At 70.6% G+C, this 13800-nt stretch carries 16 protein-coding genes; 10 read left to right on the forward strand and 6 right to left on the reverse strand.

The annotated features are described in order from the left end of the window. Positions 1 to 87 precede the first annotated feature (87 nt). Positions 88 to 861, reverse strand: a complete 774-nt coding sequence (locus AC07ZS_RS21120) for an SDR family NAD(P)-dependent oxidoreductase (protein ID WP_494800492.1) — start codon at positions 859 to 861, stop codon at positions 88 to 90. Positions 862 to 943: 82 nt separating this feature from the next. Continuing rightward, the gene (locus AC07ZS_RS21125; RefSeq protein ID WP_494800493.1) at positions 944 to 1918 is read right to left on the reverse strand and encodes a Bug family tripartite tricarboxylate transporter substrate binding protein; all 975 of its coding nucleotides are present in this window, start codon (positions 1916 to 1918) and stop codon (positions 944 to 946) included. Between the two features lie 140 nt (positions 1919 to 2058). Between AC07ZS_RS21125 and AC07ZS_RS21130 the strand changes: the two genes are divergently transcribed. Next, positions 2059 to 2952 carry a LysR family transcriptional regulator gene (locus tag AC07ZS_RS21130; RefSeq protein WP_494800494.1) on the forward strand — a complete coding sequence of 298 codons (894 nt, stop codon included), beginning with the start codon at positions 2059 to 2061 and terminating at the stop codon, positions 2950 to 2952. Between the two features lies 1 nt (position 2953). On the opposite strand, the gene AC07ZS_RS21135 is transcribed toward AC07ZS_RS21130, so the two are convergent. The 3 genes from AC07ZS_RS21135 to AC07ZS_RS21145 are packed head-to-tail and all read right to left on the reverse strand — an operon-like array spanning position 2954 to position 6236. Next, positions 2954 to 3376: a GlcG/HbpS family heme-binding protein gene (locus AC07ZS_RS21135; protein WP_494800495.1), complete on the reverse strand. Its 423-nt coding sequence runs from the start codon at positions 3374 to 3376 to the stop codon at positions 2954 to 2956. A 49-nt stretch (positions 3377 to 3425) separates the two neighbouring features. Then, positions 3426 to 4412, reverse strand: a complete 987-nt coding sequence (locus tag AC07ZS_RS21140; RefSeq protein WP_494800496.1) for a Bug family tripartite tricarboxylate transporter substrate binding protein — start codon at positions 4410 to 4412, stop codon at positions 3426 to 3428. A 39-nt stretch (positions 4413 to 4451) separates the two neighbouring features. After that, positions 4452 to 6236 carry a thiamine pyrophosphate-binding protein gene (locus AC07ZS_RS21145; protein WP_494800497.1) on the reverse strand — a complete coding sequence of 595 codons (1785 nt, stop codon included), beginning with the start codon at positions 6234 to 6236 and terminating at the stop codon, positions 4452 to 4454. A gap of 94 nt (positions 6237 to 6330) precedes the next feature. On the opposite strand from AC07ZS_RS21145, the gene AC07ZS_RS21150 reads away from it, so the two are divergent. Both AC07ZS_RS21150 and AC07ZS_RS21155 read left to right on the forward strand, forming a co-directional pair. Beyond that, positions 6331 to 7224 carry an AraC family transcriptional regulator gene (locus AC07ZS_RS21150; RefSeq protein WP_494800498.1) on the forward strand — a complete coding sequence of 298 codons (894 nt, stop codon included), beginning with the start codon at positions 6331 to 6333 and terminating at the stop codon, positions 7222 to 7224. A gap of 32 nt (positions 7225 to 7256) precedes the next feature. Further along, positions 7257 to 8474, forward strand: a complete 1218-nt coding sequence (locus AC07ZS_RS21155; protein WP_494800499.1) for a tetratricopeptide repeat protein — start codon at positions 7257 to 7259, stop codon at positions 8472 to 8474. Between the two features lie 2 nt (positions 8475 to 8476). Here AC07ZS_RS21155 and AC07ZS_RS21160 read toward each other — a convergent pair whose 3' ends face one another. Continuing rightward, positions 8477 to 8758 (reverse strand): cupin domain-containing protein, encoded by a 282-nt coding sequence (locus AC07ZS_RS21160; RefSeq protein ID WP_494800500.1) that lies wholly within the window; start codon positions 8756 to 8758, stop codon positions 8477 to 8479. Between the two features lie 76 nt (positions 8759 to 8834). Between AC07ZS_RS21160 and AC07ZS_RS21165 the strand changes: the two genes are divergently transcribed. The 7 genes from AC07ZS_RS21165 to AC07ZS_RS21195 all read left to right on the forward strand — a co-directional run bounded on the left by AC07ZS_RS21165 (position 8835) and on the right by AC07ZS_RS21195 (position 13796). Further along, positions 8835 to 9200 carry a YciI family protein gene (locus AC07ZS_RS21165; RefSeq protein WP_494800501.1) on the forward strand — a complete coding sequence of 122 codons (366 nt, stop codon included), beginning with the start codon at positions 8835 to 8837 and terminating at the stop codon, positions 9198 to 9200. A 100-nt stretch (positions 9201 to 9300) separates the two neighbouring features. Then, a complete protein-coding gene (locus tag AC07ZS_RS21170) occupies positions 9301 to 9732 on the forward strand; it encodes a YciI family protein (RefSeq protein WP_494800502.1) in 432 nt (143 codons plus the stop codon). An 11-nt stretch (positions 9733 to 9743) separates the two neighbouring features. Continuing rightward, complete coding sequence (locus tag AC07ZS_RS21175; RefSeq protein ID WP_494800503.1) at positions 9744 to 10286, forward strand: SRPBCC family protein; 543 nt, start codon at positions 9744 to 9746, stop codon at positions 10284 to 10286. Between the two features lie 34 nt (positions 10287 to 10320). Next, positions 10321 to 10731: a VOC family protein gene (locus AC07ZS_RS21180; protein WP_494800504.1), complete on the forward strand. Its 411-nt coding sequence runs from the start codon at positions 10321 to 10323 to the stop codon at positions 10729 to 10731. 9 nt (positions 10732 to 10740) lie between these two features. Further along, a complete protein-coding gene (locus AC07ZS_RS21185; protein ID WP_494800505.1) occupies positions 10741 to 12033 on the forward strand; it encodes an RNA polymerase sigma factor in 1293 nt (430 codons plus the stop codon). Between the two features lie 64 nt (positions 12034 to 12097). Further along, positions 12098 to 13324: a flavin-containing monooxygenase gene (locus tag AC07ZS_RS21190; protein WP_494800506.1), complete on the forward strand. Its 1227-nt coding sequence runs from the start codon at positions 12098 to 12100 to the stop codon at positions 13322 to 13324. Continuing rightward, positions 13317 to 13796, forward strand: coding sequence for a hypothetical protein (locus AC07ZS_RS21195; RefSeq protein ID WP_494800507.1), 480 nt, complete (start codon positions 13317 to 13319; stop codon positions 13794 to 13796). The genes AC07ZS_RS21190 and AC07ZS_RS21195 overlap by 8 nt, the downstream gene beginning before the upstream one ends. Positions 13797 to 13800: the final 4 nt, after the last annotated feature.

Consider the following 13800-nt stretch of genomic DNA (forward strand, 5'->3'; position numbering starts at 1 on the left):
CGGGTCCAAGGGCACCGCGGAACCGGCTTTGCCGGGCCGCCAGTGCCGCCCCCTTGAGGGGGTCGCGCGCAGCGCGGCAGGGGTGGGTCATGTCGAGCTCGTGAAGCCGCCGTCGATGACGACGACCTCGCCGGTGACGAAGCGCATGCCCTGGATCAGGTTGAGCATCACCTCGGCCACGTCGTCGGCGGTCACGCAGCGCTTGAGCGGCGTGGCCTTGGCGCGCGCGCCCATGAGCGCGTCGTACTTGTCGCCCAGCATGCGCTCCATCCAGTCGCCTTCCATCCAGCCCGGCGCCACCGCGTTCACGCGGATGTCCGGGCCCAGGTTCCAGGCCAGCATCTTGGTCAGGCTCACCACGGCGGCCTTGCTGGCGGCGTACGGGGGCGGTTGCGGGCCCGGGCGCAGGCCCACGATGCTCGCGGTGTTGACGATGCAGGGTTCACCGCCCTGTTCCTTGCTCTTGCGAAGCAGGGGCACGGCCGCTCGGCTCACCTGGAAGTTGCCGCGCACATTGACCGCGAAGGTGCGGTCCCATGCGTCCATGTCCAGGCTTTCCAGGTCTTTCACCTTCCAGGTCGCGGTGGTGCCGGCGTTGTTGACCAGCGTGTCCAGGTGGCCGAAAGCCTCGCCCACCTGGGCCAGCATCTGGCGCACGGCGGTGTCGTCGCTCACGTCGCACTGCAGCAGCAGGGTCTTCGCGCCCAGGGCCTGGGCTTCGGCGGCCACGGCCTGGGCGGCCTGGGCGCTGGAGGCGTAGTTGATGGCCACGTCGTAGCCGGCCTTGGCCAGGGCCAGCACGGCGCTGCGGCCGATGCCGGTGCCGCCGCCGGTCACGAGGGCTTTCTTGCGTTGGGTCATGGTGATGTTCTCCTGTGGAATGGGTGAATTCGTCCTGGGCACCGGCGCGACCGGTGCCCTCGGGCGGTGGGGTTGGGGCGGCTTACTGCGGCTGCACGCCGAGTTCGTTCACCAGGTGCTTCATCGCGCCCTGCTGCTGCACGAAGAACTCGCGCGCGCCGGCCACGCTGTCCTGGCGCGGGTACACGCCCAGCTCGCCCAGGCGGGCGACGATCTCGGGCGAGGCGGTGATGCGGTTCACGTCGGCGTTGATGCGCTCGACGATCGCGGCCGGCGTGCCGGCGGGCACGATGACCTGGAACCAGCCGATGGCTTCGTAGCCGGCATAGGTTTCCGCCACGGCGGGCACGTCGATGCCGGGCAGGCGCTTGGCGGAGGTCACCCCGATGGCGCGCAGACGGCCCGACTTCACATGCGGCAACAGGCTCGGCACGCCGTCCACCGTGAAACTGGCATCGCCCGCGAGCACGGCGGCCACGGCCTCCGGTGGCGTGCGGTAGGGCACGGTGAAGGTGCCCATGCCGCCGGCCTTGCTGACCATCTCGCCCGCCAGGTGCGGCAGCGAGTTGAGCTGCGGCGCGGCGAAGTTCACCTTGCCGGGCTGGGCCTTGGCCTGCTTCGCCAGATCGGCCATCGACTGCACGCCGCTGGCGGCTGGCACCACCAGCATCAGCGGGCTGATGCCCACGGTGGCGGCGGGGGTGAGGTCGGTGTCGGGGTTGAACTGCGGGTTCTTGAACACCAGTGGCGTGATGGTGCCCATGGCCGCCGGCACGAAGCCGATGGCGTAACCGTCGGGTGCCGAGCGGGCCAGCGCCGACATGCCGGGAATGCCGCCCGCGCCGGGCCGGTTGTCCACCACCACACCCTGGCCCCAGACGGCGGCGAGTTTTTCGCCCACGATGCGGGCGATCACATCGGGCGCGGAGCCGGCGCCCACGGGCACGATCATGCGCACCGGTTTGCTGGGCCAGGTCTGGGCCATGGCCGAGCTGCCGCACAGCGCCAGCAGCAGGCAGGCCGCCGGAAGGAGATGGCGTTTCGGAATGAGGGTCATGTCTTGTCTCCGAGTTGTTGGTCTGGTCGCCCCGTGCAATGGGGGTGAGGCGCACTCTAGGCAAACATGAGGATTCCAATAAGATGGCGTGATCGAAAAAGCGATTCAGAATTCGCATCCCCCCGGAGACACGTCGACGCATGAAACTCGAACAGCTGCAGCACCTGATGGCCATCGTCGAACACGGCAGCCTGCGTTCGGCCGCGCGGCGGCTGGACATGCCGCAGCCCGCGCTGACGCGCAGCGTGCGGGCGCTGGAGAGGGAGCTGGGGGTGAGCCTGTTCGCGCGGCAGACCACGGGCATGGTGCTGACCGCCGAAGGCGTGCGCTTCCACCGAAGGGCCTGCGTGATCTCCAGCGAGGCGCGCCGAGCGCGCGAGGAGGTGCAGCACCCCGGCCCTGGCTACGAAGGCACGGTGTCGGTGGCGCTGTCCATCATGCCGCACCTGGGCATGCTGCCCGACGCCCTGTCGGTGTTCCGAAAGACCTACCCGAAGGTCAAGCTCAACCTCACCGAAAGCCTGATGCCGGGCGTGGAAGGGGCGCTGCGCGACGGCAGCCTGGACTTCTATCTGGGCGCGGCGCCTTCACAGAAAACCGCGCCGGGCCTGGCCGTGCAGCACCTGTGCGACAACACGCGCGTGGTGGTCTGCCGCAAAGGCCATCCGCTGGCGCGCGTGCGCAGTCTGAAATCTCTGGCCGGCGCCGACTGGGCCAGCACGACCATCGACTACAACGCCGAGGAAGACTTGGCGCGGCTGTTCGCCACCCACGGCCAGCCTGCGCCCCGCGTGATGCTGAGCGCGCATTCGGCGCTGTCGGTGCAGGTGGCGCTGGTGCAGACCGACCTGCTCGCCATGCTGCCCCGGCAGTGGATGGACTTCGCGATGACGCGCGACCTGCTCGATGTCATCCCGGTGCGCGAGCGGCTGCCGGCACCCGCGATCGTGCTGGTGCGAAGGCCCGACCTTCCGCTGTCGCCGCCGGCCGAGTTCTTCTGCGATGTGCTGCTGCGGGGTCTGCCGAGAACCTGAATCAGCCGGCTTGCAGCCCGGCGGCGGCCACGCCGGCCAGGCAGATCAGCTCGTCTTCATCGCCGGTGCCGCCGCTGGCGCCCACCGCGCCGAGCAGATGGCCCTGTGCGTCCTTGATCACCACCGCGCCGGTCTGCGGCAGGAACTTGCCTTCGGCCGTGGCCGCGAGCGAGACGAAGAAGTTCGGGTTGCCCTTGGCGCGCTCGCTCAGCGTGCGGCTGGACACGCCCATGCCCACGGCGCCCCAGGCCTTGGCCCGGGCGATGTCGAAGCGGAACATGCTGGCACCGTCTTCGCTGACGAAGGCCTTGAGGTTGCCCGAGGCGTCGAGCACGGCAATGCCCATGGGCTGGTAGCCCTTCTCCCTGGAGGTGGCGAGGGCGGCGTCGAGGATCTGCCGGGCTTGAACGAGGGTGAGGCTCATGGTCGGGTGGAAGTTCGGAAAAGGAAAGGGGCGGGCGATCTTGCCATGCTCAGTCTTCGGGCTTGAAGCCGGTGACCTTGACCACGTTGGCCCAGAAGGCGTGGTTCTCGCGGATGGCCTTGGCCAGGCCTTCGGGCGACACCCGCATGACCTCCAGGCCGTTCTTGTCGATCACGTCCTTCATCGCGGCCGAGGCCAGCGCGTCGTTCACGGCGGTGTTGAGCGCGGCCACCTTGGCCTTGTCCATGCCGGCCGGGCCGTACCAGCCGAGCCAGTCGACGAAGGCCACGTCCTTGTAGCCAAGCTCGGTCAGTGTGGGCGTGTCGGGCAGGGCCTTCCAGCGTGTGGGCGCCGAGACCGCGAGCGCGCGCAGGCTGCCCGCTCGGATGTGCGGCAGCACCTCGCTGACCACGTTGAAGCTGACCGGGATCTGGCCGCCGCGCAGGTCGGTGAGCAGCGGCGCGCCGCCCTTGTAGGGCACGGCCTGCATGTCCACGCCGGACTGCTTGCCCAGCATCGCGCCGGCCAGGTGCAGCGAAGAGCCGGTGGCCGGCACGCCGTAGTTGGCCTGGCTGGGGTTGGCCTTGGCCCATTTCAGGTAGTCGGCCACGGTGCGGATCTCGGCCGGCAGGCCCGGGCCGGCGGTGAACACGGCGGTGTAGGTGCACAGCCCGGCGATGGGGGTGAAGTCGGTCAGCGTGTCGTAGGGCAGCTTCTTGAACACGTGCGGGTGCAGCGTCATCAGCGAGCTCGGGCAGCCGAACAGTGTGTTGCCGTCGGGGGCCGATCGCTTGACGAACTCGGCCGCGATGCGGCCGCCCGCGCCGGGCTTGCTGTCGTAGATGATGGGCTGCGGGTACTTGCCGCGCAACTGGTCGATCAGCGGGCGCGCGACCTGGTCGCCCAGGCCGCCGCCGACCGGGAAGCCGGACCAGAGCGTGGCGTTGGCGGCCGGGCCTTGCGCGAAGAGGGGCAGGCCGGTGGTGGCCAGGCCGCCGAAGGCGGCGCCGGCGCGCAGCAGGGTTCTGCGTTGCATGTCTTGTCTCCTGGTTGTTGTCAAAGAAAACGGGCGGTGTCAGGTCGGATCGAGGCGGGTGAGCGAGGCGAAGCCGTACTTGTTCATGCTCACGAACTGGCTCACCGCCGGGTGCGGCACGAAGCGGGTGCGGCAGTCGAGCACGGCGGGCAGGCCGGAGGCGATCGCGCGTTGCAGGGCGGGGGCCACGTCGGCCGCGCACGTGACCACCTCGCCGTGGCAGCCGAAGCCGCGCGCGATGGCGGCGTAGTCGGTGTCTTCCAGCTCGGTGGCCATCTCGAAATCGAGCCCGGCTTTCTGGCCCATGCGGATCACGCCCCACGCGGCGTTGTTGTGCACCACGGTGATCACCGGCAGGCGGTAGCGGCGCGCGGTGTCGAGTTCGTTGAGCGTGAAGCCGAAGGCGCCGTCGCCGGTGATGTTGAGCACCGCTCGCCCGGGGAACTGCGTCTGCAGCGCGATGGCGGCAGGCAGCCCGTAGCCCAGGTGGGACATGCCGGGCTCGTGAAAGCGCGTGCGCACCTCGTGCACCGGCGTGAGGTCGTTGCTCCAGAAGGTGGTGTGGCCGCCGTCGTAGACCGCGAGCGCGTCGGCCGGCAGGGCATCGCCCAGGGCCTTGGCCAGGGCGGCGGGGTGCATCACGGGGTCGGGGTCGGCGACCATCTGCGCGAGCTTGCCTTCGTGCCCCGCGCGCACCGCGCGCAGTTCGGCGAGCCAGGCGCCGTCGGCCGGCGCGGCGGGGTCGCCCAGGGCCGCGAGCAGGTCGCGCAGGGCCTCGCCCGCGTCGGCCTGCATGGCCACCTCGTGCATCGCGGCCTGGCCGAGCGAGGACGGGTCGATGTTGATGTTGATGAGGCGGTGGTGGCGGCGGGCAAGCGCGCCGCGCGCGTCCCACATCCACGACGACCAGCGGCAGCCCACGCTGAGGATCACGTCCGCGTGCTCGAAGGCGTGCTTCACGGACTCGCCCGCGATGATGCCGCCATGGCCGATGAAGTGCGGGCTGTCCGAAGGCACCACGCCCAGCGCCATCTGCGTGGGCACCACCGGCGCGTTCAGGCGCTGGGCCAGCGCGCGCAGGGCGGTGGCGGCACCGGCGGCCACCACGCCGCCGCCGCCCACGATGAGCGGGCGCCGCGCGCCGCGCAGCAGCTGCACCGCCGCCTCCACCGCCGCCTGCGCCGGGCGCGGCCCGAGCGTGGCGCGGTAGCGCTGCGGGGCCACGTCGAACTCGTCGGCCGCGAAGGCCTGCACCTCGCCCAGCACGTCCTGCGGAATGTCCAGGTGCACCGGTCCGGGCCGCCCGCCCAGGGCTTCGCGGAAGGCGCGCCGCGCGAGCTCGGGCATGCGGCGCGCGTCGTTCACGACCGCGTTCCATTTGGTCAGGGGGCGGGTCACGGCGACCGTGTCCAGGTCCATGAAGACGCCGGTGTGCGGGTACGACGAGGCGCGGTGCTGGTTGCTGGTGATGGCCAGCAGCGGCAGGTTGTTGTTGAAGGCCACGCCCAGGCCGGCGGCGAGGTTGAGGCCGCCCGGGCCCAGCTCGCCCACGGCCACCGCGAGCTTGCCGGTGCCGGCGTGCACGGCGGCGGCCATCATCGGCCCGGCGGCTTCGTGGCGCACGCCGATGAAGCGGATGCGCGGCTCGCGGCTGAGCGCATGGAACAGCGGCGAGAGCTTGCCGCCCACGATGCCGAACACCGTGTCCACGCCCTCGGCCAGCAGCACGTTCACCAGCGCCTGTGCACCGGTCAGGCGAAGGGGCGGGGCGGTGCTCGTGGGTGCCACGGGCAGCGGGGCATCGGGGTGGGGGTTGCGCGTCATGGAGGCGGATGATGCGCGAGCGGCGTGGCCGAAGCGATGGACGTTTCGGCCCGATTCCTGTACTTTTCCGGCATCGCCTTCACTTTGCCCGCCCATGAGCACGTCTTCGCCTCTGCTTCTCGTTCCCTTCAGGGAAGTCCGCCACGACCAGCCCGACGATTGCCTGCACTACGAATCGGTGGCGGTGCGCGGCGCTGAAATGGACTGGACGATTCCGGCGCACCGGCATGAGGGTTTGCACCAGTTCCAGTTCCTCGCACACGGCAGCGTGCGCGGCACCATCGACGGGCAGGACTTCGAGGCCCAGGCGCCGGTGATGCTGCTGCTGGCGCCGGGCTCGGTGCATGGCTTCACCTACACCCCCGACGCGGTGGGCCACCAGGTCACGCTGCCCACCACCACGCTGCGCCAGTTGCTGGGGGGCTCGACGTTGGTGGACGACGAACTCGGCACCTCGTGCGTGCTCCCCCGCTCGCAAGGGGAGGACGAAACCGAGTGCGCGAACCTCTTTGCGCAGATCGCGCGCGAGTTCCGGGCCCAGCACCCGGGCCGTGTGCACGCGCTGCTGGCCAGCGCCACGCTGCTGGCGGTGCAGACCTTGCGCCGCCGGGGCGAGCACTTCAAGCGCGAACGCGGCCAGGGCGAACGCGATGCACTGGTCAAGCGCTACCTCGCGCTGGTGGAGCAGCACTACCGCGAGCACGAGCCGCTGAGCTTCTACGCGCAGGCCCTGGGCGTGACGCCCGACCACCTCAGCCGCACCTGCCGCCACGTGGCGCGGCAGTCGGCGCTGCAGATCCTGCACGAGCGGCTGATGCTGGAGGCGCGCCGCCTGCTGGCGTATTCGTCGCTGCCGGTGGCGCAGGTGGCGGAGTCGCTGGGCTACGACGACGCGGCCTACTTCAGCAAGTTCTTCAGCCGCACGGTGGGCAACACGCCGTCGGACTACCGGGCGCTGGTGGCCAGCGGGGTGCGCGGCGCGAGCTGAGCGGCGCCGGTGCGCTGGTGTAAGGTTGCCGCATGAGCAACGCAACCGACCCCACCGAACAGGCCAAGGCCTTTTTCTTCGAGGGCAACACCCTCTTCGAGGCGGACCGGCTGGACGAGGCGCTGGGCCGCTACCAGGCCGCGCTGGCCCTGGTGCCGGGCCGGCCGTCCATCCTGGCCAACCTGGGGGTGACCCAGTGCCGCCTGGGTCGCTGGCCCGAGGCCGTGGCCACGCTCGCGCAAGCCACGAAGGCCGACCCCACCCACCGCGACGCCTGGATCGCGCTCGGCCTCTCGCACGAGGCGCTGTCGAACTGGGCCGCTGCCGCCGACGCGCTGCAGCAGGGAGTGCGGCTGGGGGCTTCCACGCCGCAGCTCCACCTCTCGCTGGCCATGTGCCTGCTGCGGCTGGAGCGGCCGGGCGAAGCGCTCCGGTCGCTGGACCAGGCGCTCGCGCTCGATCCCACGCTGGCCGAGGCCTGGAGCCAGCGCGGCAGCCTGATGCGCGAGGCCGGCCAGCTGGCCGAGGCCGCGCGCTGCTTCGAGCAGGCCCTGGCCCACGGCGGCGACGAAACCCTGCACCGCTTCTACCTCGCGTCGGTGCGGGCCGGTGAGGCCGCGCCCGCGCAACCGCCCAGCGACTACGTGGAGGCGCTGTTCGACGACTATGCCGACGACTTCCAGCACCACCTGGTCCACCAGCTGAAGTACCAGGCGCACGAGACCTTGCTGGCCCCGCTGCGCGTGGGCGGCCGGCGCTACCCGCTGGTGCTGGACCTGGGCTGCGGTACCGGCCTGTGCGGCCAGCTCATCCGCCCGCACGCCGACGCGGTGGACGGCGTGGACCTGGCCAAGGCCATGGTCGATCAGGCGCGCGCTGGGGGTGCCTACCGCCGCGTGGAGCAGGGCGAGCTGCTGGCCTTCCTGCGCTCGCAGGACGCAGCGGCCGACCTCGTGATCGCGGCCGACGTGTTCATCTATGTGGGCGCGCTCGACGAGGTCTTTGCCGCCGTGCGCCGGCGGCTGACCCCGGCCGGTTGCTTCGCCTTCTCGGTCGAACTCGCCGGCGACGGCCAGGACCTGCAGTTGCGGCCCAGCCTGCGCTATGCCCATTCGCCGGCCTACATCGACCGGCTCGCCCGGGCCCACGGTTTTCGCGTGCGCCAGACCTGGCAGGCGCCGCTGCGCGAAGACCAGCAGAAACCCGTGATGGGTCTGTACGCCCTGCTGGAACCCGCGACGCAGGCCTGAGCTCAGTCCTTGCGCCGCGCGACCCAGTAAGTGGCGCCCTCGGCGCCGTAGCGCTCGGCGTGCGGCACCTCGCGCTCGATCTGGAAGGTGTCGCCTGCGCGCAGCTGGCGTGTGAGGTCGCCCACCGTCAACCACATCTCGCCGCGCGTGACCACCGCCCGGGCGGCAAAGGGGTGGGTGTGCATGTCTAGCACTGTGAAGGGCGCCCATTCGCGCTCGATCACTTCGTCGTAGCCTTCGATGAGAGCCTGAAGGCGAAAGGCCTCGAATTTGGCGGGGCTCATGGCATGGGATTGTGGGCCCTCGGGGGGCGCGGTCAAGCGTTAGCATGGAGGGCTGTCGCACCGCGAAAGGCGCCCCATGTCCCACATGCTCTTGATCGTTGAACCGGCCGGCCAGCGCGGCACCCGCACCGAGGCCCAGGGCCGCGAGGTGTATGCCCGCATGCAGAAGTTCGGCGAGTCGCTGCGCTCGCGCGGCAAGCTGCTGGCGGCGGAATCGCTGGCCTCCCAGGCCACGGGGGTGCGGGTGCACACCGGCGGCGGCAAGGCCCAGGTGGTGGACGGCCCGTTCGCCGAAGCCAAGGAAATGGTGGGTGGCTTTTTCCTGCTGAACTGCGCCAGCATGGCCGAGGCCGTGGCCATCGCCCACGAATGCCCGGCCGCCGAGTGGGCCACCGTCGAGGTGCGCGCCCTGGGGCCCTGTTACGACGACAGCCGGGGCTGAAACCCGTCCTCAGGGTTTTTCCTGGGGGTGCCTTGTCGAAAACCGCGCGCCTGGTTCGTCGTGCCTGTTGAAACCACCCAACCTTCAACCGGAGACCACCATGCGATTCATGATCATCGTCAAGTCCTGCGACGAATTTGAAGCCGAGACCTCGCCCGCGCCCGATGAGGCCTTGATGGCGGAGATGGTCCGTTACCACGAGGAACTGGCCCAGGCCGGCGTGCTGCTCGACGGCTCGGGCCTGCAACCCAGCCGCAAGGGCTGGCGCGTGCACTACAGCGCTGACGGCGGCAAGCGCATCATCGACGGCCCGTTCGCCGAGTCCAAGGAACTCATCGCCGGCTACACCCTGATCCAGGTGCGTTCGCGCGAGGAGGCGATGGAGTGGAGCCGCCGCTTTCCCAACCCGGCGGGCGCCGGCAAGGACGCCGTGATCGAGCTGCGCCAGCTCTACGAGATGGAAGACTTCCCGCCCAGCGAGCCGCTGGAAGACTTCAAGAAGCTCGACGCCATGCACAACCCCAAGCGCTGAGGAGACACCCCATGCTCAAGATCCTTGCCCTGCTGATCGGCGTGGCCATCGCCGCCCTGCTGCTGTACGCCGCGAGCCGGCCCGACCGGTTTCACGTCGAACGTTCGATCACCATCCAGGCGCCGGCCGAGCGCCTGCACCCGCTCATCAACGACCTGCACCGCTTCAACACCTGGAACCCTTACGCCCGCAAGGACCCGGGCATGCAGGGCCAATACAGCGGGCCCAGCGCGGGCCCCGGCGCGGTGTACGCGTTCCAGGGCAACAAGGAGGTCGGCAAGGGCCGCATCGGCATCACCGCCTCCAGCGCGCCCTCCAGCGTGACCATGCAGCTCGACATGTTCGAGCCCTTCGAGGGGCACAATGTCGTCACTTTCAGTCTGGTGCCCGAAGGCGAGGCCACCCGCGTGACCTGGGCCATGGACGGCCCCAGCCCCTTCGTGGCGCGGCTCATCGGCGTCTTCATGAACATGGACCAGATGATCGGCCACGACTTCGAGACCGGCCTGTCGCTGCTCAAGTCGCAGGCCGAGCGCGCGGCGGCGGCGTCCTGAGCGCCCGTTTCTTCCCGTTCAACCAGGAGCCACCATGTTTCGCCAGATCTTCGTCAACCTGCCCGTCAAGGACATGGCCCGCTCGCAGGCCTTCTTCAAGTCGCTAGGCCTGAAATTCAACCCGCAGTTCACCAACGAGCAGGGCGCCTGCCTGGAGGTGGGTGAGAACATCTTCGCGATGCTGCTGGTCGAGCCCTTCTTCCAGGGCTTCACCAAGCTGCCGATCTCGGACGCGAAGAAGGCCACCGAGGTGCTGATCGCACTCTCGGTCGACCAGCGCGCCCAGGTGGACGAGGTGGTGGCCAAGGCGGTCGCCGCCGGTGCCACCACACCGAACGCCCCCATGGACCACGGTTTCATGTACCAGCACGGCTTTGCCGACCTGGACGGCCACCAATGGGAGGTGTTCTGGATGGACATGAGCGCCGCGCCCGCGCAGATGTAAATTCGGCTCATGCATTCCAGTGTCCACCAGGCCATCGCCACCGTCTGGCGCCTCGAGTCCGCGCGCATCACGGCCAGCGTGGCGCGGGTGGTGCGCGACATCGGCGTGGCCGAAGAGCTCGCGCAGGACGCGCTGGTGGCCGCGCTGGAACACTGGCCCAGGGGCGGCGTGCCAGACAACCCCGCCGCCTGGCTCATGACCACCGCCAAGCGCCGTGCGCTCGACCACCTGCGGCACCGGCAGATGGCCGAGGAGAAGCACGACGGCATCGCGGCCGACCTGGAGGCGCTGGGCGCCACGCACGTGCCCGATTTCGTGGACGCGCTCGACGAGGCCCGGCAGGACGACATCGGCGACGACCTGCTGCGCCTGGTCTTCACCGCCTGCCACCCGGTGCTCTCGACCGATGCGCGCGTGGCCCTCACGCTCAAGCTGCTGGGTGGGCTCACCACCCACGAGATCGCGCGCGCCTTCCTGGTGCCCGAGGCCACCATCGCGCAGCGCATCGTGCGGGCCAAACGAACGATCAGCGACAACGGCGTGCCCTTCGAGGTGCCGCGCGGCGAGGCGCTGGGCGAGCGCCTGGCCTCGGTGCTCGAGGTGGTGTACCTGGTGTTCAACGAAGGCTACACCGCCACCAGCGGCGGCGACTGGATGCGCCCGTTGCTGTGCGACGAGGCCCTGCGCCTGGGCCGCATGCTCGCCGGTATCGCGCCCCAGCAGCCCGAGGTGCACGGCCTGCTCGCGCTGATGGAGATCCAGGCCTCGCGCACCGCCGCGCGCACCGATGCCCAAGGCCGCCCCGTGCTGCTGGCCGACCAGGACCGCAGCCGCTGGGACCACCTGCTGATCCGCCGCGGGCTGGCCGCACTCGACCGCGCCGACCTGCTTGCCACCGACGCCGGCCCGTACCACCTGCAGGCCGCCATCGCGGCCTGCCACGCGCGCGCGGTGCGCGCGGCCGACACCGACTGGTCCCGCATCGCCGCCCTGTACGGCGAACTCGCGCGCGTGGCGCCTTCGCCGGTGGTCGAGCTCAACCGCGCGGTGGCCATCTCCATGCACGCCGGCCCGGCCGCCGGCCTGGTGCTGGTGGATGCGCTGCTGAAGAACAAGGCGCTGCGCCAGTACCACTGGCTGCCCAGTGTGCGCGGCGACCTGCTGGCCAAGCTGGGGCGCGACGGCGAGGCGCGTGCCGAGTTCGAGCGCGCGGCCGATCTCGCGGGCAACGAGCGCGAGAAACACTTCCTGAGGGAGCGCGCGCAGCGCCTTACCCGAAACGGCGAAGGCGCTGCCGAGTGAAAGTCCGCATAGGCCGGCGGCCGGCCGGGGTTGACACTGGGTCACAACGCCGCACACTGCCGCCATGGACCACGACCCGCCCGATTTTTTCACCGAGCCATTTCGCGGTTCCAACCATGCGCCCCTCGACCCCGGGTCGGAGGCCGACATCGTCGTCATCGGTGCCGGCCCGGCCGGCCTGGCGGCGGCCGCCTGCCTGGTGCAGCGCGGCCACAGCCCGCTGGTGCTCGACCGGGCACGGGACATTGCCTCGTCCTGGCGCCACCACTACGAGCGCCTGCACCTGCACACCGTCAAGACCCATTCGGCGCTGCCCGGCAGGCCCTTCCCCGACGATGCACCGCGCTACGTGCCGCGCCAGGGTGTGGTGGACTACCTGGTGGCCTACGCGCGGCAGCACGGCATCGAACCCGAGCTGGGGCAGAACGTGACGGCCATCGAACCCCGGCAGGACCCGGGCGCGCCCTGGCAGGTGGTGCTGGCCGGCGGGCGCCGGATCTCGGCCAACCACGTGGTGGTGGCCACCGGCGCCAACCGCCAGCCGCGCGCGCCGAAGCTGCCCGGTGAGGACGTGTTCCAGGGCCGCCTGCTGCACAGCCGCAGCTACCGCAACGCCGCGCCCTTCGCGGGCCAGCGCGTGCTGGTGGTCGGCATGGGCAACACCGGCGCCGAGATCGCGCTGGACCTGGTGGAGCACGGTGTGCGCGCCGCGATCTCGGTGCGCTCCCCGGTCAACATCGTGCGGCGCGACGTGTGGGGCCGGCCCACGCAGCTCTCCAGCATCGCGCTCGCCAAGCTGCCCCCGGTGCTGGGCGATGCGCTGGCCTCGCTGCTGCGCAACCTCACGGTGGGCGACCTGCGCCGCCACGGCGTGCCCAGCGCCAGCGTCTCGCCCCTGCGCCAGCTGCGCGAAGAGGGCAAGACGCCGATGATCGACATCGGCACCGTGCGGCGCATCAAGACCGGCGACATTCAGGTCTACCCCGGCATCCAGCGCCTCACGGCCGGCGGGGTGCGCTTCACCGACGGGCACGAGCACCCGTTCGACACCGTGCTGCTCGCCACCGGCTACGGCGCCGCGCTGGCCGAGCTCTTTCCCTACACCGACCTGTCGCTCGATGCCTGCGGCATGCCGGCGCAGGTGAGCGGGCAGGGCGCGCTCGAGGGCCTGCACTTCGTGGGCTTTGACGTGCGCCAGCCCGGTGGCCTGCTGCGCACCATCGCCCAGCAGGCACCCCGGGTGGCCGAGCGCATCTCCGAGCAGCAGGCGACGGGAGGCCGGCATGCTTGAGGCGCGCACCCGCATCACGATCGGCGCGCAGGAGACCCTGATCGAGACCGAGCCCATCGAAGGCGGTGCCCGCGAGTGGATGCTGGACATCGGCACCAGCGCGCTGGGCAACGGCCCGTTCCGCCACACGCCACCCACGGCGCTGGAGATCGAGACCGCGATCGAACACGTGGAGAACGCCGTCATGCCCTTGCAGCGGCAGCTGCCGCGCGGCTCCCAGCTGGTGACGACCGATGCCCCCGCGCGCGAGCTGCACCGCCTGGTGCACGAGCGCGAGGCCGGCAGCGCGCTGCTGCTGATCGACGACGTCGAGCATGTGTTCAACCAGCTCGCGGCGGTCTCGCTCGGTCGCCCTGCGGCGTCCTCGGGCCTGCCGCAGCGGGCCGAATTCGCGGCCTACGTGCTCATCCTGCGCGAGACCATGCACCACCTGGGCTTTGCTTCGCTGATGCTGCAGGCCCCCCACCCCTGAAAGC

Source organism: Hydrogenophaga sp. GW456-12-10-14-TSB4, assembly GCF_059424305.1.